The organism is Acetobacter conturbans (assembly GCF_011516755.1).
In the GTDB taxonomy this organism is placed as follows: domain Bacteria; phylum Pseudomonadota; class Alphaproteobacteria; order Acetobacterales; family Acetobacteraceae; genus Acetobacter; species Acetobacter conturbans.
The window spans coordinates 203,883-223,356 of sequence record NZ_WOSY01000002.1 but is presented as its reverse complement, the minus strand read 5'-3'; the positions used below and the strand labels follow the sequence as shown (position 1 = coordinate 223,356).

The window sequence follows — 19,474 nt, the reverse complement described above, 5'->3', positions numbered from 1 at the left end:
GCCTCACCTGTCCCCGGGGCCCTGTTCAACCGTCCGGGTCCTGTCCCCTGCGGGACACTGCCGTTCGCGATACAGACTGTCCAGTATCAGACCTATAACACTACACACAATCGCCGCATCCGCGACGTTGAACACATACCAGGACCAGCCGAAGGCATGGGCGTGGATGAAATCAACCACCGCTCCGTAACGCAGCCGGTCCAGCACGTTGCCGACCGCCCCTCCCGTGATCGCTCCAGCCAGCAGGGCGATCAGCGGACGGGGGGTGCGCGCCATCCATGCCAGCAGTCCGGCGACGATGACGAGCGACACCGTGGAAAAAATTATTCTTCCTGCGGAACCCGCACCCCCGAACATGCCGAAGGTGATTGCGTGATTCCAGACCATCGTGAAGTTAAGGCCGGGGCAGATCGCCACCGAGCCTTTTTCGGGCAGTCGGAAATCGAACAGAATCCAGTGCTTTGACAACTGGTCGAGCAGGAAGGTCACGCTTGCACTGGAAAGACCCAGTGCAAGGGAACGATAATGCAGGCGCATCATGTCCTATCCGGCAGTCGAGGAGCAGGCCAGACCACTTGCCACCACATCCGCGCAGCGCACGCACAGCGTTGGATATGAGGCGTTCTGTCCGACTTCCGGCAGCACTTTCCAGCAGCGCTCGCATTTCTCCCCGTCCGCAACCGTGACGACAGGAGCGCCGCAGGGCACGCCGGTGCCCGTTCCGTTCTCCGCTTTGGGAGCTTCGGCGGGGATGACGGAAAGTTCGGCCTGCGAGACGATGGCGAGTTCGGCCCAGTCCACATTTTCGAACAACTGCATCTGGTCTTCGAAGACCGGCAGTTCGACAGCCGCCTGAAGAGAGGAGCCGATCTTCCCGGAGCGTCGTGCTGCCTCGATCTCCGTCGTGACGATGCGGCGAACGGCACGCAGCGTGCTCCAGCGATCCGCCAGTTCCGGGTCTTTCCATACCTCCGGCAGCACCGGCAGGCTCTCGAGATGTACGGAGGTGTCCTCTCCGAACCGCGATGTCCAGGCATCGTCGGCGGTGAACACCAGAACCGGGGCCAGCCACGTGGCGAGGCAACGGTGCAGCACATCCAGAACCGTGCGCGCCGCCCGACGACGCGGACTGTCTTTCGCATCGCAGTAAATCGCATCCTTGCGGACATCGAAATAGAACGCTGACAGGTCGGTCGTGCAGAAGCCGTGCAGGGCAGGGTAGACCCCGACCCATTCATGCGTTTCCACGGCCTGACGGATCATGTCGTCGAACTCGGTCAGGCGGTGCAGTACCCATTTTTCGAGTTCCGGCAACTCCTCGTAAGGAACCACCTCTTCTTCGGTGAAGCCCTCCAGCGCGCCGAGCAGCCAGCGCAGCGTGTTGCGCAGGCGGCGATACAGTTCGCCCTGCTGCTTGAGGATTTCCTTGCCGATGCGCAGGTCTTCGTTCGTGTCCGAGTTCATGACCCAGAGGCGCAAAATATCCGTGCCCAGAGAGTCGTTCACATCCTGCGGGGCAACGACATTACCCAGTGACTTGGACATCTTGCGGCCCTGCTCATCCAGCACGAAGCCGTTGGTGACGAGCGTGCGATAGGGAGCGACACCACGTGTGCCGACACTTTCCAGCAGTGAGGACTGGAACCAGCCACGATGTTGGTCCGATCCTTCCAGATAAAGATCCGCCGGGAAGCGGAGGCCGGGCAGATTCAGTACGAAAGAATGGGTCGAACCGCTCTCGAACCACACATCGACAACATCAAAGACCTGTTCAAAATCCTCGGCATTGTATTCGTTGCCAAGGAAACGGGACGGATCGCTGCTGTACCATGCATCCGCGCCATCTTCGCGGAACGCCGAGACAATCCGCTCCATCACGGCCTCATCACGCAGGACGTCGCCGGTCTGTTTGTTCACGAACACCGCGATGGGCACACCCCATGCACGCTGCCGCGAAATGCACCAGTCGGGGCGATCCTCGACCATCGAGGTCAGGCGATTACGCGCCTGCGCCGGGACGAACGTGACGTCATCCAGCGCCTTCAATGCCTTTTCACGGATCTGCGTCTCGCCATCCATGCGGATGAACCATTGCGGCGTAGCCCGGAAGATGATCGGTTTCCGCGAGCGCCAAGAGTGCGGATAGGAGTGAACGATCTCGCCGCGCGCCAGCAGTCCGCAGGCCGGAGCGCCGGTTGCCACCGCCTGTTTCATCACACCTGTCAGAGCATCGCAGACCGGATCCGCGGCCTTGAAGACGTGTGTGCCAGCAAAAAGCGGCACCCATTCGACATAGCGGCCATCATCGGCGACGAGTTCCGGAATCTCGATCCCGTTGGCGCGTGCGACGGCGAAGTCATCCTCGCCATGTGCGGGAGCGTTGTGGACAAGACCCGTGCCTGCATCGTCGGTGACATAGTCGGCGGGGAGCAGCGGCACGTCAAAATCGTAGCCCTGACCGCGCAGCGGATGCGCCGCGATGGCTCCGTTCAGTGCCGAGCCGGGCATGGTGTAGAGGATATGGTGGGCAAGGATGCCGCAATCCTTGCAAACCTGTTCCACAAGCCGTTCTGCGACCAGCAGTTTTTCGCCGGGAGCCGCAAGTGCGCTGGCGTCGGTCTCGTCCACACGCATCACCACATAGGTGATTTCGGGATTATAGACGATCGCGCGGTTGGCCGGGATGGTCCACGCGGTTGTCGTCCAGATGACCGCCGAGACGCCGTGGAGCGCTTCCGCCGAAGTCGGGTCGGAGACGATCGGGAAAGCGACGTAGATCGTCGTGGATTTATGGTCGTGATACTCGATCTCGGCTTCTGCAAGAGCGGTCTTTTCGACCGGGCTCCACATAACCGGACGCAAGCCGCGATAGAGCGCGCCATTCAGCAGGAAACGACCGATTTCCCCGGCGATGGCCGCTTCGGAGCTGTAATCCATCGTCGAATAGCGGCGACCCCACTCGCCCTGCACGCCGAGGCGCTGGAACTCGCTCATCTGCACGTCGAGCCATTTCGCAGCCCATGCGCGGCATTCGGCGCGGAACTGGAGGACCGGAATCGAATCCTTGTCGCGCTTGGCCTTGCGGTATTCTTCCTCGACCTTCCACTCGATGGGCAGGCCGTGACAGTCCCAGCCGGGGACGTAATGCACGGCGAACCCGGCCATCCGGTGGCTGCGGTTGATCACATCCTTCAGAATCTTGTTCAGCGCGTGACCGATATGCAGGTTGCCGTTGGCATACGGAGGGCCATCATGCAGCACGAAAAGCGGCTTACCCTCGCTTGCGGCCAGAATTTTGCCGTCGAGGTCCATCTCTTTCCAGCGGGCGAGCAGGTCGGGCTCACGCTTCGGCAGGTTGCCGCGCATGGGAAAAGAGGTGGTGGGCAGGAAAACGGTTTCGCGATAACCGTCGGCTGCGCCGTTGCTCGTGTTCGTGTTGTCCGATCCGGTCATCGTACCTGCTTGGTCATCAGCTGAAATTCATGAAGGACTGCCGTCCCGCCCTTTTTCTGAAAGGACAGGACGTTATGGAGAGGACCAATGGACGCGGTCAAGGTCAGAGCGCGTGCTCTGGCGGCTGCGCCGAAAGCTCCCGGCTGACAATCCGGCGCGTGTTTTCTGCCATTCGCTGCTCACGGCCCGGATGGCCGTTCCGCTTCAGGGCTCAAAAACACGCGCCGGTCGCGCCCCATCAGAGCATTTCCGCGCAGTGGAGAGCCTTCGAAAAGACCTCTCAGTCTTCCACGCCGACCATCACGTCCGAGGCCTTGATCACGGCGTAGGCGGTCTTGCCCACGGTCAGTGCAAGATCCGCGACGGCTTCGTTGGTGATGGCGGCCATGACGGTCTTTCCACCAATGTCGATGCTGACGTGGGAGGTCGTCGCGCCTTTTTCGATGGCGACAATGGTTCCGGGGATCTGGTTGCGTGCACTGAGTTTCATGGCGTGGCCTTTCAGGTCATCAGGTCATCAGGTCATCAGGTGAAGGAGGGAAGGCAACGCATCCGGCGCGCTCCACAGAAGCGGACCGGGATGCCTGCAGATCAGCATGCCTTGCCTGTCAAGGAACAGCGTGAACGGTAGCGTCTCTTCCTCCAGACTGGCCGGGATGGCCCGCCTCTGATCATAGAAGGTGTCGAACGTATCGAGTTTCAACTTTTCAAGAAACGGTTTCACCACTTCGACACCACGATGATCCACAGCCACAGGCAGAAGAGCGATGCCGCTGGCTTCAAGCGGCGGCTTCAGGGCGGCGAGGGCAGGGAGTTCCTTCACGCACGGCCCGCACCAGGTTGCCCAGAGATGCACAATGACCGGACGCCCGCGAAAATCCGCCAGCCGATGCTCGATTCCATCAGCGTCGGTGAAGAGTTCGTCGGGCATCATCTGCGCCGGTGAGCGCTCCAGCCCCGAGGGCGGAAACGGTTCGGCGGTGGCCCCCTGCGCGTGAAGGCGTTTGCGCGGCATCATGCCTGCCATTAGGGTGCCAGCCATCAGAAGAATAGAACGCCGCCGCAGTTTCGCGGACGGGACGCGGCGGCGAAGGTGATGTTGAGGCATTTGATGAGTGTGGACGAGCAGGGCGTAACGGGCAAGCCGGTCGAGGGTGGCGCAAATGTGCAGTGGGGCGGCCGGTTCGCAGGCGGGCCGTCAGCCATCATGCGCGAGATCAACGCCTCCATAGGCTTCGACAAGGTGATGTGGCGGCAGGATATCGCCGGGTCGCTGGCTCATGCGGCCATGCTGAAGAAGGTCGGCATCATCAGTGCCGACGATGAAGCCGCCATCAAGCGCGGCCTGACCGAAATCGGCGCGGAGATCGAGGCAGGGAGCTTTCCTTTCGACGAGGCGCTCGAAGACATCCACATGAACATCGAAGCGCGTCTGAGCGACCGGATCGGCGAGGCAGGCAAGCGTCTGCACACCGGTCGTTCCCGCAACGATCAGGTGGCGACGGATTTCCGCCTCTGGGTGCGTGACGCCATCGACGGAATTGGCGGGCAGGTCGAGGCGCTGATGCGCTCACTGGCCACGCGAGCTCTGGAATACGCCGATACGGCGATGCCCGGCTTCACCCATCTCCAGACAGCGCAACCGGTCACGTTCGGCCATCACCTGCTGGCCTATGTGGAGATGCTGTCGCGTGATCGCAGCCGTCTGGCCGATGCCCGCAAGCGTCTGAACGAGTGCCCGCTCGGCTCGGCAGCCCTCGCCGGAACGTCTTTTCCCATCGACCGCAAGATGACAGCGGCGGCCCTTGGTTTCGACCGCCCCACAGCCAATTCGCTGGATTCCGTGTCGGACCGTGATTTCGCACTGGAATATCTCTCGGCGCTTTCCATCATGGCGATGCATCTTTCCCGTTTCGCGGAAGAGATCGTCATCTGGTGCTCGTCACCATTCAGCTTCATCCGTTTGTCGGACGCCTTCACAACGGGCTCGTCCATCATGCCGCAGAAGCGCAATCCCGACGCCGCCGAACTGGCACGTGCTAAGGTCGGGCGGGTGCTGGGTTCGATGGTGAGCCTGCTGACCGTGATGAAAGGTCTGCCGCTGGCCTATGCCAAGGACATGCAGGAGGACAAGGTTCCTGTGTTCGAGGCGACGGAAGCGATGGCGCTCACACTTGCGGCCTGTGATGGCATGGTGCGCGACCTGACGGCCAACACGCAGCAGATGCTCAAATTTGCCGGGTCCGGCTTCTCCACGGCCACGGATCTCGCTGACTGGCTTGTCCGCGTTCTCAAGGTGCCTTTCCGCACGGCGCATCATGTCACCGGTCGACTGGTGGCGTTGGCGGAAGAGAAGGGCGTGGACCTGTCCGATTTGAGTCTTGCCGAGATGCAGTCGGTCGAGCCCGGCATCACGCAGGACATCTATTCGGTTCTGACCGTGGAAGCTTCCATCGCCTCACGCACCAGCGAAGGCGGTACGGCAGGCAGCAACGTGCGGCGTGAGGCCGAAGGATGGCTCAGTCGCCTCGGTAAAGGGGAATCCGCAGCATGATCCGGCGTGGAACGGTCTTACTGATTCTGGTGTGCATGGCGCTCCCTCTGGCGGCCTGTGGCAAGAAGGGGACGCCCCATCACCCGGGCCCAGCCAGCGAAGTAACGTATCCGCGGACATATCCTGCGCCGGATTGAGAGCGTAATGGCCTTTTCAGGGGGAGCCGGTCCCGTCATTTCACAGAAAAAGCCAGTTTCCTGATTTTGACGGATTGCTGGCCTTCGTGATGTGGTCGTTCTATTGCTCGGGAATGTGCCTGCCAGACCGCGAGGCTTATGGTGCCTCCCGGTTCCGCCTGATTGCCTGTGAGATGCCATGACCGCCGCCGTTTCTCAGCCAGCCGATAGCGCCCGCCTAGAGTTTTCCCATGCGGATGACGCCACGTCCGTGGGTAGCATGGCGGGTAAATGGCTTGTCATAGCCTCGGTCATGTTCAATCCGCTTTTGTGCTTCCTCGACACGAAAGGCATCCTGCACGCGTCGAGTTCAAGCGTTGCCCTTGCTGAACTCCTGATCATTCTTGCGGCAACCTGGTACATTCGCCGCAGCATGAGTTCGATGGCGGTCATCCTGTCGCTCATCATCTCTGGTTATGTGGTGGGAGCCCATCTCATCAATCCGGCGGCCAGCCTCAAGATCCTCCACGACCTGTGGATTCCGTATATTTTTTATCTGCTGGGCACGGCGGCTTCCATGGTAACCGCCAGAAAAACCATGAATATTGTCATGGTTCTGGTGCTGCTCTTCGGTTTCTTCGAGCTGTTCGCTTTTTCTACTTACGGCCAGTTTTTCAATGTCTGGAAGTATTATGTAGACAAGGGAGCACTCGGCGCCGACGTCATCAATTACTCGAATACCACATCGTTTGTGAGCGGTAATCGTGGCGCTGATGCGAGAACATACTTTCCCTCCATCCTTGGCTCCGTGCGTGTTGCTTCGGTGTTCCTCGAACCTGTTTCGATGGGCAACTTCGCCACGATCGTTTTTGCGTGGGGGTTAAGCATATGGAAAAACAAGAAGGGTGAGCGACCGATCATCCTGCTGATGCTTGGCTTTCTCTGCATCATCCTGACGGATTCACGTTTTGCCACAGGCTGCTGTTTCCTGATGGTGCTGATCCGCATGACGCCTTTCGTACGGTCTTCGCTGCTTGTCTTCTGCATGCCCATCCTGATCATGACGGTGCTGACAATGGTCGGGTCCATGTTTGAAATTCCGGGCGTCCACCCCAGTATTCTGGTTGATGATCTGAAAGGTCGCCTGCTGTTTTCAGGACGCTTGCTGGACGACTGGGGTCTGGCGCCGTGGTTCGCCTTCGCCGCGTCACCCGTTTATACGGCGGACACGGGATACGCCTATCTGTGCAATAATCTGGGTGCGCCGCTGTCGGTGCTGCTGTTTTTCATTTTTGCCTTCCACAAGAATGGAAGCCGTGAAGCGGTCATCATGAAAACGATGCTCGCGGTCTATTTCGCCACCTCCCTCTGCATCGGCGCCAATGCCGCGACGATCAAGACCGGTTCTCTTGTCTGGTTTCTGTATGGCGTTCTCGATACAGGCGGGAGGCGCAAGGGAGCCGAGAGAGCAACCCTGAGCGGGTGGACGAACAGCCTGAAACGGCAGCCAGCCTTTCGCTAAGAGGTCTGTTTCAACAGCGTTCTGCGGGCGATCCGATGCGGGTTGCCTGCGCTTCGAGGCTTTGACGGCGCATATGGCCGGTCCGTTTTAGTCTTCAGGAGCGCACGTCGGTGTCGCGCCCCATCAGGACGTTCCCGTTCAGGATAGAGCTGTTTGAAACAGACGCTGCACTACCGCGCATTATTCATGGCACGGTGCTTTCCTGCTTTTGTTGGAAAACGTTTATTTTATCAGAAAGAGAGGGGAAACCGGGCAATGGTAGCGGCGGACGGATTTGAACCGCCGACCAAGGGATTATGATTCCCCTGCTCTACCGCTGAGCTACGCCGCCATTGCGCCGGTGAGGGCTGAACTATCCAGATGTGACGAGCAAGTCAACCCTTCAGACATCAGCGTGATGACAGAGGGGCAAGACCACCGGAAAACCTTGAATGGGAGCGGCCGTAAAAGTGGTAAAGGCCCGCGCCACAAGCGAAATATGTTCCCAGAAGAAACACGGGAACCGGATTCCCCGACAGAAGGCCATTCAGGAGTTCGGACACGAGAGGCAGCATCATGACCAGAGCAAACAGAATGCCCAGAAGAGGCGTCAGCCCCAGCCATACTTTACCTATCCACAGTGCTCCCAGCGGAACGCCGTAAGGGCGTAAGGCATGTGGCCTTATCGTGCGGTCGCGGATCACGGTCAGATTTACCACACCGAAGGCGGCAGCCGTGCCGATGCTCACCAGATCGCTGATGATGTCGATGGGCAGGGTGGCAGTGGCTATGGCCACGAGAACGCCGAGCAGAAGCGATCCCGTGGCGGGTGTATGGAAGCGGGGGTGGAGTCGGTTGAAGAGGGGCGGAAGAAGACCGTCCTGCGCCATGGCGAAAAAGATCCGGCTCTGGCCGTAAAGCAGCCCGAACAGCACCGAACACAGCCCGATGACACCGGCCATCTTCACCAGCAGCGCCAGAGAAGGGGAGCCGATGGCATCTGCGGCAAGAGCAAGAGGGTCCGGTACGTCGAGTTTCTGCCAGGGCACAACGCCTGTCAGCACTGCTGAAACAGCCAGATAGACCAGCGTGCAGATCAGCAGCGAGCCGATGATCCCGATGGGGATATCCCGGCGAGGAGAGCGTGCTTCCGTGGAAGCGGTCGAGACGGCCTCGAACCCGACATAAGCGAAGAACACCACGGAGGCGGCACGAAAGACACCGGGAATCCCGTAACGGAACGTTCCTTCCTGCGGAGGTAGAAAAGGGTGCCAGTAGGCGGGATGAATCGCTTTGATGCCCACTGCCACAAAGATGACGAGCACGATGGATTTCAACAGGACAATCGCCGTGTTGACGGCCACCGATTCCCGGGTGCCGCGCATAAGCAGAAACGTCACCGCCAGCACCGAAGCCGCTGCCGGCAGGTCGAACCTCAGGCCGGTGGAGAGTTTCGTGCCCGTTGGTGTCAGGGAGGCAGAGACAAAAGGAAGGTGCAGGGCGGCGGGCACGTTGACCCCCAGATCATGCAGCAGGCTGACGGCGTATCCGGAGAAACCGGACGCCACACCGGCGCAGGACACGCCATATTCCAGCAGAAGCAGCCAGCCTACCCACCAGGCCGTTCGTTCGCCCATGGAGACGTAAGCGTAAGTGTAGGCAGAGCCTGCGACGGGCATGGAGGATGCCAGCTCGGCATAGGAAAATGCAGTGAACAGGCAGGCCAGCCCGGCAATGACAAAGGAGAGGATAACGGCAGGACCGGCATAGTTGGCGGCGGCTGTTCCAGCCATCACATAAATGCCGGCGCCAATCGTGGACCCGACCCCGAGCATGGTGAGCTGAACCGGCCCCATCGTCCGCCGCAAGCCGGATTCTTCACTGGCCCGGACGACCTGCTCTACTGTTTTCCGGCGCTGCTCCGTCATGATTGCGAAAACCTGCTCTGTAGGGAATGACAAGCATAAAGGTCACCTGCCGCAAACAGGGAACATCGTTTTCCGTGTCTGGACCGCAGGTGGTCTTCCTTCCCGGCAGAAAAAATTGTGGGGAAGGGAGGCCAGATTTGTCAGAAAGGCAGGCGGCTTAGAGAAAGCCACCCAGATAGACGAGCGAGCCCAGACCCAGCGCGATGCAGTAATAGGCGAACGGCGCCAGTGCCCAGTTGTCGTGATTGCGGAAGTAACGCATCAGGACAGCCGTGCTGATCAGCGCGGTAACCCCGGCGACACCTGCGCCGATCATGCCGAGATGAATCTGCTCATGCGTGATCTGCATATGCCGCATTTTCATGAACTGATGCGCTGTGGCCGCGAGGATGATCGGTTCAGCCATCAGGAAGGAGAAGCGGGCCGCGACATCGTGGTGCAGTCCACGCAGCAGGCCACCTGCGATCGTGGCGCCGGAGCGCGACATGCCGGGGAGCAGGGCGAGACACTGGAACAGGCCGATGAAAACAGCATCACTCGCACTCAGGCTCGCGATCGGGCGTTCGGCACTGGAGTTGGAAACGCTGGTCACGCCGCTTGCCTTCAGCCTCTCGACGATGAGCAGCATCAGGCCGTTTGCCACCAGCAGGCCAGCCACCGGAAACGGTGAGCCGAAAAGATGACGCAGCAGATGCTCAAGCAGGCCGCCAACCAGCACGGCAGGAACTGTGGCGATGCCAAGCAGCATCAGGATACGGAAGCTTTCCATACGGTAGCGGCGTCCGTACAGACCCAGCGCGCCACCGATGATCGCCGCCCAGTCCCGCCAGAAGAACACGAAAAGAGCGACGGACGTGCCGAGATGTAGCATCACCAGGAAAGGCAGAAAGATCGGATCATTTTCGTCGAACGGCCAGTGTAGCAGCGCCGGCAGCAGCACCGCGTGACCCAGGCTGCTAACCGGGAACAGTTCGGTTGCGCCTTGTAGAATGGCAATGAGGAGGGTCTGCAACAGCGTCATGTAATCAACCCGTTCGAGAGAAACGATCAAATGCTCCGATGTGAATCGGAAAATATTCGCTGAGAAGTTAACGTGCCTTGTCCCGGAACGATACTGCCTTTGTTACCCTTTTGACGTTACACGGAATATTAGAGGCTGTTTCAAAAGCTCTCTGGTGAGCGCGACCGCCCTTGAGGATGTGCGCGACCGGCGTGGGTTGTTGAGCACTGAAGCGAAGCGGCCATGCGGGTCGTGTGTATCGGAGCACAGAATAAGGTGCGCCGAATTGTCCGCAGAGAGCTTTTGAAACAGCCTCTTAAGGCATCGCCGCTTGACCATGAGACGCTGCGCAGCCTTATTGGGCGGGAATGGGTCGTCCCTGACGCCCGAAGAGGAGTTGCAGGACAATGGCTCGTCGCCGCCATACAGGAACTGCCGTTTTCAGCTTCGCCGTTCTGGCGGCGGCGGCGGGATTCGCGCTTTATGCTCACGGCATGCAGACCAGCTTCGGCGTGAGTCGTTATCCCCTGTCAGCCACCTTTGTTTCGGCGAATGGTCTTGCTCCGGGCGCGCGGGTCGTTCTGGGGGGTGTTCCGGTCGGACGAGTCTCTTCGGTCCATCTTGATCCGCAAACGCAGATGGCTGTGGTCGATTTTGAAGTGAACGACACGCTGCATTTTCCGATGGACAGTGTTCTGAGCGTCGGCTCGATGACGCTTTCCGGTGATAATACCCTTATGATCGAGCCGGGAACATCGACGGCTATGACCAAAGCGGCCGACGTCATCGCGAACACCCGCGAACCGGTCAGTCTGGAACAACAGGTGAGCAACTATATCTTCGGAAATGGCGGCCTGCCCGTCGAGTGATCGCTCTGCTGGTCTCGCAGGTCAGAGTTTAGAGGCCGATCAAAACGTTTTCTGCTGACGGTCCGGCGCGCCGATGCTAACGGTTCCCACGGTTTTCCCGCTTCAATGCGTAAAAATCCATGCCGGTCGCGCCCCATCAGGACGCTCTCGCTCAACGGAGAGGTTGTTTCAGAACCTCCCTGCGGCCAATTCGGCGGTTTTGTTCTGTGCTCCGATGCTCACGCCCCGCATGGCCGCTTCGCTTCGGTGCTCAAAAACCCACGCCAGTCGTGCACACCCTCAGGAGTGATCGCGCTCAGCAGAGAGCTTTTGAAACAGCCTCTTAAGGAATCTAGTCGTTCAGAGGATAGGAGCGGAGCAGGCGGCGCTGCTCCAGCCAGAGACGGATACCTGCTGGGAGGGTGGTGGATTTCCATCCTTTCCGCCGATTTTCAGCGCCGATCCTGAATGCTTCCCCGTAATGGTGAAACTGCGTGGCATAGGCTTCCCGCAGGGTGGTGCGGGCGTCCCAGATATGGGTCGCTTCCGAACCCACGCCATTGATTTCGATGATCTCGAAATCCTTGCCCTGCCTCAGGGCCTCGACTGAGCGGAACTTCACGTCCACACGCCCGAAATGGAATTCGGGGAAATCCCGCATGATTCGGTCGAGAACGTCCGTAAGTTCGGGCGTTATATCATTGATTCCGTTGCGGAATACTGACCCCTTGCAGTGATTGCCCGTGAAGACGAGCGGCAGGCGTCCGCCTTTCGGGAGAATGTCCTGCAGACGATCGACGAGGCGCGGGCGGTAGATGTGGGGCAGAAGCCGTGTACGCGGGTCGCGCTCAAGCAGTTCGGAAACGGTGGAGGTGCCATCGCCCAGCAGGACCGGGACGTCCTTGTATGTGACGGAAGTGATCCGGCCGCGTGGTTCATCCGCATGGCGGATGTAGAACAGACCGGCTTCGTGTTCCCAGGTGATCAGACGTTGCAGGGCCAGTCGGACACCACGGGGAAATTCCGCCAGCACGTCCCCCAGAACGGCACGGGTGCGCGCGAGCTTGACGCCCGTGCCGTTGCAGCCAATGTCGGGTTTGACCACGACCGGGCCGGTAATGCCGGCAGCATCAAGAGCCGCTTCCGCGCGGGCCAGATCGTCGCGATCGGTATCCAGAATGACATAAGGCGCGATGAAGCGTCTGGCGTAAGGGCCAGCCATGTCGAGGATGGAACTTTTGCTTTCACCGCAGAGGCCGCCGGTCGAGATCAGCGGATTGGCTGCAGTGGGCATGCCGAAGTCGCGGTAACGCACACCGAGCGCGATCCAGTATGCGACAATCGGTGTGTAGAACAGCCAGCCGGGCCAGAACTCGAAAAAGCTGACCGGTTCCGCAGCGTCCGGCTGCTGTTTCAGGCGATTGAGCAGCTTCGCGGCGAAAGACCGCTTTTCAGGCTGGAGAGAGGGGACGGGGCCATCCGGGTATGCGCGTGCCGAAAGGGGTGCCCCGGAAGAAGCCGAGGGACTGGATGACTGTGGTGTTTCTGGAGAAACGTCCGTGCAGACGTCAGAAAGGTCCATTCCGTGCAGATGATCCATTCTGGCTTAACCTCGCGAAGATGACGGCTGCATACGGGCGACCTGACGCCCGACCAGAACGATTGCCGCAATGAAGCCGGCAATGCCAGCCCAGCGCCACGCGCCCAGTTCATCAAGCAGGATCTGGCCCATTTTCAGCGACAGCGCAAACAGGGAGGTTGTCCAGAACAGCGTGGCGATTGCTGTGGCCAGAATGAATATACCGAAACCTGCGTTGAAAAATCCGCTCGCCGTATAGATCGGCAGTCTAGTGCCGGGGATAAAGCGGGAGAGGAAAATGACCCGGAAAAGGGCTCTTCCTTTCCACCATTTTGTCGGCGCAGGCGCACCGTTTTTCGCGGATGAGGGTGCCCATCGCCGTGCCGCTGGCCATAACGCCGCAAGCCGACCGAGCCCGTACAGGCCAGCATCCCCCGTGATGATCCCTATATAGAGCGACACCAGCGCGAGCGCTCCACCCACCGTACCGTCTCCGACGGCGATGGCGGTGAGAATCGTCGCGCCGTCTTCAAGGATGAATGTGCCGAGGATGATGGCGGCGGCCTGCCCAAACGGATTATGGGCGGCGGCGGAGAGCCATGCGATCAGGGGGCTGGACGGATCGAATGCCATTCAGGGGCTTCTTGCACGGTTCGCATGCGAACTCCAATTCCACGAGCGCCTCTCCGGCAGGCATTTTCCGCTTGGCAGACATTCCTGTATGTTAAAAAATAGTTAGCGCAGGGCTTAAGGCCGTAAATAATAACGGTTCCAATGTGGGAGGTGATTTTTATTGTCAGCTAAACTTTGCTCCATCAGTGAACTGGCTCATGAAATTCCCGGCCTCGCGGCGTCCGGAGAGGGACGGCTTACGGCTCTGCGCAAGGCAGTGGGAGATCGGGGTGCCCCTGCGGCGCTCGGCGTCCGGCGCCGTCCCGTTTCTCGCCGGGAAAAGCCTTCTGTAATCACGACCATCCCGGAACCACGCCATCCTGAGCCGGTGCGCCTTAGCCCGCAGGAAGCCAAAGCGTTGCCGCTGGGCTGCCGATATTTCGATCGTGCCTGGTATATGAAAACCTACGTGGACGTCCGGCAATCCAACATGGATCCCAGCCTGCATTTCCGTAAGATCGGCTGGAAAGAGGGTCGTAATCCCAACCCCTATTTTGACATTCGCGACTATCTGGCCGCCAATCCGGACGTCGAGGCTGCGGGAATCAATCCGTTCGAGCATTTCGTTTTTTACGGAAGCGCGGACAGGCGGCGGCTGAAGCCCGAGTGACCGGCTGATCACACAACCCAGATAAAACCCTGCGCATGATTTCCTCCTCTGGAGCAGGGCCTGTGTTCGCAGTAGAAGGTGGTGCGCTGGCGCCTCCGGGCAGGCGGTTGTTTCAGGGTGAAGCACAGAAGATTGGAGAATTTTCCGGCATGACTCGTATGATCGGGCGGCGGGCCGCACTTGGCGGACTGGCTCTTGTCGGGACCGGCTCTGCCGGATTGGTCCGCATTCGGGGCGCTCAAGCCGCTACCCGCCATGCCACTGGGGCCTATAGTGAGTTTCTCACGGGCGTGCGCAGTCAGGCCCTTGGCATGGGGCTGTCGGAGACCATCGTGGGCGAAGCACTCGCCCAGACCCACCAGCCCAACGCCAAAGTGCTCCAGCTTGACCGGCATCAGCCGGAATTCACGATGACATGGGCGCAGTATCGCGCCAAGGTGCTGACGCAGGCCAAGATCGACGCAGGCCGTACGGCTTATACCGGTCAGCATGGCACGCTCACCAGCGTCGAAGCGTCGACGGGCGTTGACCGCTCCCCGGTCATGGGAATCTGGGGGCTGGAATCCTATTACGGTCGCATTACGGGCGGCTTCAATATTGTCGATGCGCTGGCGACTCTGGCCTATGACGGTCGTCGGGCATCGTTTTTCCGTTCCGAACTGTTGAAGGCTCTCCAGATCCTGAACGAGGGACGCATTGCCCCCGCAGCCATGTCCGGCAGCTATGCCGGGGCGATGGGTCAGCCGCAGTTCATGCCGAGTGCCTATCTGAAATATGCGCGCGCTTTTGACGGGTCATCGCGGGCGGATATCTGGAAGAGTGTCCCCGATGTGCTGATGTCGATCGGCAATTATCTGGGAAAGAGTGGCTGGCGCACCGGCGAACCGTGGGGGCAGGCGATCACCGTGCCGGAGACGCTGCCGCAATCGGAAGTCGGTCGGGACCGCACGCGAACCCTTAGCGCGTGGATGGAAGCCGGAGTGCGCAGGCAGGATGGCACAGCGTTCACCCGTCCTGCGATTGAAGGCGCGATCGTGCGTCCGGATGGGGCGGGCGGGGAGGCCTTCATGGTCTACCACAATTTCAACGTCATCCGCCGCTATAACCCTTCCGATTATTACGCGCTGGGTGTCGGACTGATGGGTGATCTTACCACATGAACCATGAGGCGGGCGGTGTCCCGCATCATGTAGTGAGGCGCTGGCTGGTGCCGGTGTCCATGCTTCTGCTCGCATCCTGTCACAAGCCGGTATCCGCGCCTGTCACGCAGCATGTGCATTATGAAGTCGGGCCAGCCTATCACGCGGATGGCGTGTGGCTCTATCCGCGACAGGAATTCGCCTATCGCGAGACCGGTCTTGCCGTGGTCGATTCCAACATCGCGCCGCGCGTCACGGGGGATGGTGAACTCTACGATCCCAAAGCCATGACGGGGGCGCATCCAACCCTCCAGCTTCCAGTGCAGGTCACCGTTCGTAATCTGGATAATGGCCGCCAGATCACGATCCGCCTCAATGATCGCGGCCCCGTCCCGCACGGTCGTCTTCTCTCGATCACCCCGCAGGCTGCCGTGGCTCTGGGCATGGGCAGCGAACCGACACGGGTGGAGGTTATCGAGGACGACCTGCCGAGCCGCACCTTTGCTGAAACGCTTCCGGGCGGACCGCTGCTCGACATGACAGCAGCACCGGTGGGCAACGTCGAAGTGGAAACTCTTGGCGTGGGGGCGAAGGCATCGCCTGCCGCCGCTCCCGTCACGACGCAGCTTGGCCCCCGCCAGCCGGTGCGCCTGCCTGATCTGCCTGTGGCCTATATGCAGAGCTTCCCGACGACCGGGAGTCTGTGGATCGAAGTGGGGCGTTTCACCCGCAGGCCCTATGCTGAGATGGAAGCAAGGACGTCAAACGGGACGGTCCAGCTTACCACCGATAACAGCGGACCCGCGTGGGCTGTGCGCGTGGGGCCGTTTCAGACAGTTAATGAAGCCGATACAGCACTGGACCGCGCCTTGGCCCTCGGGTTAACGGGTGCTCATATCGTCGTCGAATAGGATTGAAACGTGCAGACCCGACGGATTCTTCTTGCGAGCGGCGCCGCCGTACTGACCGGCAGCACCGGGCTCCTGACGCCCGGCCTTTCAGGCTCCGCACTGGCGGCGAAACCGAAGCATGCCGCCCGGCATGCCCGGTCCGCCCCGGCGGCTGAGGCAGTTGCCGTCGATTCGACGCCAGCCATGACGCCCATCGGGCCGGTGGACACCCCCGCCCGATGGGCCTGCATCACCGATTTCGACAGCGGACAGGTGCTGCTGGAGAAAGCGGCGGACGAGCATATGCCGCCGTCTTCCCTGACCAAGATGATGACGGCCTATGTCGTCTTCGGCATGCTGGGGGCGGGGCGTATCAAGCTCGACCAGATGCTGCCGGTCAGCGAGCGCGCCTGGCGGATGCAGGGCTCCAAGATGTTCGTGCCGCTGGGTGAGAGCATCGCGGTGCAGGATCTCATTCAGGGCATGCTGATCCAGTCCGGCAACGACGCCTGTATCGTGCTGGCGGAAGGCATTTCCGGCTCCGAGGAGCAGTTCGTCGCGCTGATGAACGATACGGCCGCCAAGCTGGGCATGAGCAACTCGCATTTCATGAACACGACCGGCTGGCCCGCTGAAGGCCACTACATGTCGGCGCGGGATGTCTGCACCATCGCGACACACCTCATCCGCGATTTCCCGCAATATTATCACTTCTTCTCCGAGACCTCCTTCGCCTTCAACAAGATCAATCAGGGCAACCGGAACGTCCTGGTGGACAAAGGACTCGCTGACGGTCTCAAGACGGGCCATACCGATGCGGGTGGCTTCGGTCTCTGCGCTTCCTCCAAGCGGGAGAGCCGCCGTGTGGTGATGGCGATCAATGGCCTGTCCTCTTCCAATGCCCGCGCCCATGAAGGGGAACGCCTGCTGGCATGGTCGTTCGCCAACTTCGAGCAGGCCGTGATCGCACGCAAAGGGCAGGTCATAGAGCAGGCCCCTGTCTGGATGGGTGAGGCGGGAACAGTTCCGCTTGTCGCTTCCCGCGACGTCACATTCCTGCTTCCTCATGGATGGCAGTCCCGCGTGCATGTCGCCGTGGATTACCCGTCGCCGGTGGTGGCTCCTGTGACGGCCGGGCAGCCCGTGGGCCAGCTTACGATCACATTGCCAGCCAATCCGACGGCCGGATCTGTCGTGCCACCGCAGCCGGTTGCCGTGGTTGGCGGCGCGCCTGCTGCTCCCGTAGTGGCTCCAGTCCCGCAGGCAACCGTCATCACCGTGCCGCTGGAAGCGGGAGCGGCTGTGGCCAGACTCGGGTTCGGCGGTCGGATCGCAGCCCGTCTGGGCATGAAGCATCACTGATCCCGTGACCGACACAGCCAAGAGAACCGGTGCCTTCATTACCTTCGAGGGTGGTGAAGGGGCTGGCAAATCCACTCAGTTGCGGGCCGTGGCCCCCCGGCTGGAGCAGCTTGGTTACGACGTGGTCGCCACCCGCGAGCCGGGCGGTTCTCCCGGTGCCGAGGCGCTGCGGGAACTGCTGCTGTTCGGTGGCCACGACCTTTCGGCCCGCGCCGAGATCATGACCCACTTCGCGGCCCGCTGCGATCATGTGGATCAGGTCATCATTCCCGCCGTCACGGCAGGGAAGATCGTGCTGTGTGATCGCTTCTACGATTCGACCATGGCCTATCAGGGATACGGCCGTGGTGACGGCGATCCGGCCCTGATTGCGATGATCCAGTCCCTGAGCGGGCTGGTCGGAATCAAACCGGACCTGACCATCCTGTTCGAAGTCGGCCTCGAGACCGGTTACAATCGCATCAAGGCACGGGCTGCGAGCGCCACTGGGAAACCGGTGCCGCTGGATCGCTATGAAAGCGCGGACCGGGCGTTTCATGAGCGCGTTTCGGCAGGGTTTTGCAGGATCGCTGAGTCTGAGCCCGCACGCTTTGCCCGTGTCTCCTCGGAAAACGAGGATGTAGCCACCATCACCGACAGGGTGGTGGGGCTGGTCCAGACCTTTCTGGAAAAACGCTGAGCGGTGGCGGCCCGACGCGCCACTTCCGCTGCGGAAATCGATCCTGACGCAATCGTCTCGCCCATAGAGAATGCCCGCCGCGCTTCGCTGCATGTGATCGGGCACGATGCCGCGTTCCACACCTTCTCTGATGCCATCGCTTCCGGACGGCTCCATCATGCGTGGTTGCTGACGGGACCGGAAGGCATCGGAAAGATGCCGCTCGCCTTTCGCATGGGCCGCAAACTTCTGAACGCCGAAGATGGTGCATCCCCCGCAGGGCGTCTCGTTACAGCCGGATCGCATCCCGACCTGCTGGCCGTAGGACGTGCTTTTGACGAGAAGCGGCAGAAGTTCCGGGGCGAGATCGTCGCCGATGACATCCGCCCCATCAACGGCTTCATGCACCGTACGGCGGCGGAAGGCGGATGGCGCGTGGTCCTCATCGACACAGCCGAGGCGATGAACCGCAACGCCGCGAATGCGCTGCTTAAAATCCTCGAAGAACCACCGGCCCGCGCCATTTTGATCCTTACCAGCGCCACGCCGGGTGCGCTGCTGCCCACGATCCGCAGTCGCGTGCGGAAAATGTCCATTGCCCCGTTGAGTGGTGCCGATGTCCGGGCCGTGCTGCGGGACAATGCGCCCGATGCAGAATCCTCTGAAATCGAGCGTGTCGTGCCGCTTTCAGACGGCTCACCGGGACGGGCCCTGTCGCTGCTGGCAGACAAGGGGGGCGCGATTGACAGGCTCGTGCGGGAGGCTGTGAGCGGCATGTCCATCGCCCGCATTCTGGATGCAGCAGAGACGCTCTCACGGGGGGGGGAGACAGTCTTTGCGCTGTTTTTCACGTTGCTGGGCAGCGCCATCGCGGACGAGGCGCGCTCCATCGCTCCAACGCAGATTCAGCGAGGCGTCAGACTTGCCGACGCATGGCGGCAGGTCGCGGAAATCCGGGCGCGGACCGAGAATTTCAACCTCGACAAGCAGGAAGCGATCATCGAGGCGCTGACCGCTGCGGGGCAGGGTACCTAGATCCCCTGGACAGGGCCGATTTGCCTTCGGCAGGGGTCGCATCCGAGGCGGCGTTCCGATATGGATGCACACATTGATCCGGATCGCGCATCCCCACGCGGCGTTCGGCGTGCTATCCTGAACGTCTCG

Annotated in this window: 17 protein-coding genes and 1 tRNA gene; 9 read left to right on the top strand and 9 right to left on the bottom strand. The window is 60.8% G+C overall.

The genetic code is table 11. The features are described 5' to 3' along the window. Positions 1-3 precede the first annotated feature (3 nt). The 4 genes from lspA to GOB81_RS03060 all read right to left on the bottom strand — a co-directional run bounded on the left by lspA (position 4) and on the right by GOB81_RS03060 (position 4,495). On the bottom strand, positions 4-537 hold the full coding sequence (lspA, locus tag GOB81_RS03075; RefSeq protein ID WP_173568996.1) for a signal peptidase II: 534 nt from the start codon (positions 535-537) through the stop codon (positions 4-6). A 6-nt stretch (positions 538-543) separates the two neighbouring features. Then, a complete protein-coding gene (ileS, locus tag GOB81_RS03070) occupies positions 544-3,453 on the bottom strand; it encodes an isoleucine--tRNA ligase (protein WP_173568888.1) in 2,910 nt (969 codons plus the stop codon). Positions 3,454-3,733: 280 nt separating this feature from the next. Further along, complete coding sequence (locus tag GOB81_RS03065; RefSeq protein ID WP_173568887.1) at positions 3,734-3,943, bottom strand: TOBE domain-containing protein; 210 nt, start codon at positions 3,941-3,943, stop codon at positions 3,734-3,736. Between the two features lie 27 nt (positions 3,944-3,970). Beyond that, positions 3,971-4,495 (bottom strand): TlpA disulfide reductase family protein, encoded by a 525-nt coding sequence (locus GOB81_RS03060; RefSeq protein ID WP_242010013.1) that lies wholly within the window; start codon positions 4,493-4,495, stop codon positions 3,971-3,973. A gap of 69 nt (positions 4,496-4,564) precedes the next feature. On the opposite strand from GOB81_RS03060, the gene argH reads away from it, so the two are divergent. Together argH and GOB81_RS03050 are read left to right on the top strand one after the other, a co-directional pair. Then, positions 4,565-6,007, top strand: coding sequence for an argininosuccinate lyase (gene argH / locus GOB81_RS03055; protein ID WP_173568995.1), 1,443 nt, complete (start codon positions 4,565-4,567; stop codon positions 6,005-6,007). Between the two features lie 315 nt (positions 6,008-6,322). After that, positions 6,323-7,645 carry a polysaccharide polymerase gene (locus GOB81_RS03050; RefSeq protein WP_173568885.1) on the top strand — a complete coding sequence of 441 codons (1,323 nt, stop codon included), beginning with the start codon at positions 6,323-6,325 and terminating at the stop codon, positions 7,643-7,645. 256 nt (positions 7,646-7,901) lie between these two features. Here GOB81_RS03050 and GOB81_RS03045 read toward each other — a convergent pair. From GOB81_RS03045 to GOB81_RS03035, 3 genes are all read right to left on the bottom strand, one after another. Then, positions 7,902-7,976: transfer RNA gene (locus GOB81_RS03045), tRNA-Met, on the bottom strand. Between the two features lie 58 nt (positions 7,977-8,034). Further along, positions 8,035-9,552, bottom strand: a complete 1,518-nt coding sequence (locus tag GOB81_RS03040) for an amino acid permease (RefSeq protein WP_173568994.1) — start codon at positions 9,550-9,552, stop codon at positions 8,035-8,037. Positions 9,553-9,709: 157 nt separating this feature from the next. Beyond that, positions 9,710-10,573 (bottom strand): undecaprenyl-diphosphate phosphatase, encoded by an 864-nt coding sequence (locus GOB81_RS03035; RefSeq protein WP_173568993.1) that lies wholly within the window; start codon positions 10,571-10,573, stop codon positions 9,710-9,712. Between the two features lie 386 nt (positions 10,574-10,959). Between GOB81_RS03035 and GOB81_RS03030 the strand changes: the two genes are divergently transcribed. After that, positions 10,960-11,421 (top strand): MlaD family protein, encoded by a 462-nt coding sequence (locus GOB81_RS03030; RefSeq protein WP_173568884.1) that lies wholly within the window; start codon positions 10,960-10,962, stop codon positions 11,419-11,421. A gap of 331 nt (positions 11,422-11,752) precedes the next feature. Here GOB81_RS03030 and GOB81_RS03025 read toward each other — a convergent pair whose 3' ends face one another. Next, complete coding sequence (locus tag GOB81_RS03025) at positions 11,753-12,817, bottom strand: D-alanine--D-alanine ligase (protein WP_408736896.1); 1,065 nt, start codon at positions 12,815-12,817, stop codon at positions 11,753-11,755. 189 nt (positions 12,818-13,006) lie between these two features. Beyond that, on the bottom strand, positions 13,007-13,612 hold the full coding sequence (locus tag GOB81_RS03020) for a DedA family protein (protein WP_242010011.1): 606 nt from the start codon (positions 13,610-13,612) through the stop codon (positions 13,007-13,009). A 160-nt stretch (positions 13,613-13,772) separates the two neighbouring features. On the opposite strand from GOB81_RS03020, the gene GOB81_RS17615 reads away from it, so the two are divergent. The 6 genes from GOB81_RS17615 (at position 13,773) to GOB81_RS02990 (ending at position 19,345) form a co-directional block, all read left to right on the top strand. Next, positions 13,773-14,261: a hypothetical protein gene (locus GOB81_RS17615; RefSeq protein WP_242010010.1), complete on the top strand. Its 489-nt coding sequence runs from the start codon at positions 13,773-13,775 to the stop codon at positions 14,259-14,261. 158 nt (positions 14,262-14,419) lie between these two features. Then, positions 14,420-15,421 (top strand): lytic murein transglycosylase, encoded by a 1,002-nt coding sequence (locus GOB81_RS03010; protein ID WP_173568989.1) that lies wholly within the window; start codon positions 14,420-14,422, stop codon positions 15,419-15,421. Further along, complete coding sequence (locus GOB81_RS03005; RefSeq protein ID WP_242010009.1) at positions 15,418-16,311, top strand: septal ring lytic transglycosylase RlpA family protein; 894 nt, start codon at positions 15,418-15,420, stop codon at positions 16,309-16,311. Before GOB81_RS03010 ends, GOB81_RS03005 begins: the two co-directional genes overlap by 4 nt. Positions 16,312-16,320: 9 nt before the next feature. Next, on the top strand, positions 16,321-17,652 hold the full coding sequence (locus tag GOB81_RS03000; RefSeq protein ID WP_173568883.1) for a serine hydrolase: 1,332 nt from the start codon (positions 16,321-16,323) through the stop codon (positions 17,650-17,652). Between the two features lie 4 nt (positions 17,653-17,656). Further along, positions 17,657-18,331 (top strand): dTMP kinase, encoded by a 675-nt coding sequence (gene tmk / locus GOB81_RS02995; RefSeq protein ID WP_173568882.1) that lies wholly within the window; start codon positions 17,657-17,659, stop codon positions 18,329-18,331. A 63-nt stretch (positions 18,332-18,394) separates the two neighbouring features. Then, a complete protein-coding gene (locus GOB81_RS02990) occupies positions 18,395-19,345 on the top strand; it encodes a DNA polymerase III subunit delta' (RefSeq protein ID WP_173568987.1) in 951 nt (316 codons plus the stop codon). The last annotated feature ends 129 nt before the right edge of the window (positions 19,346-19,474 follow it).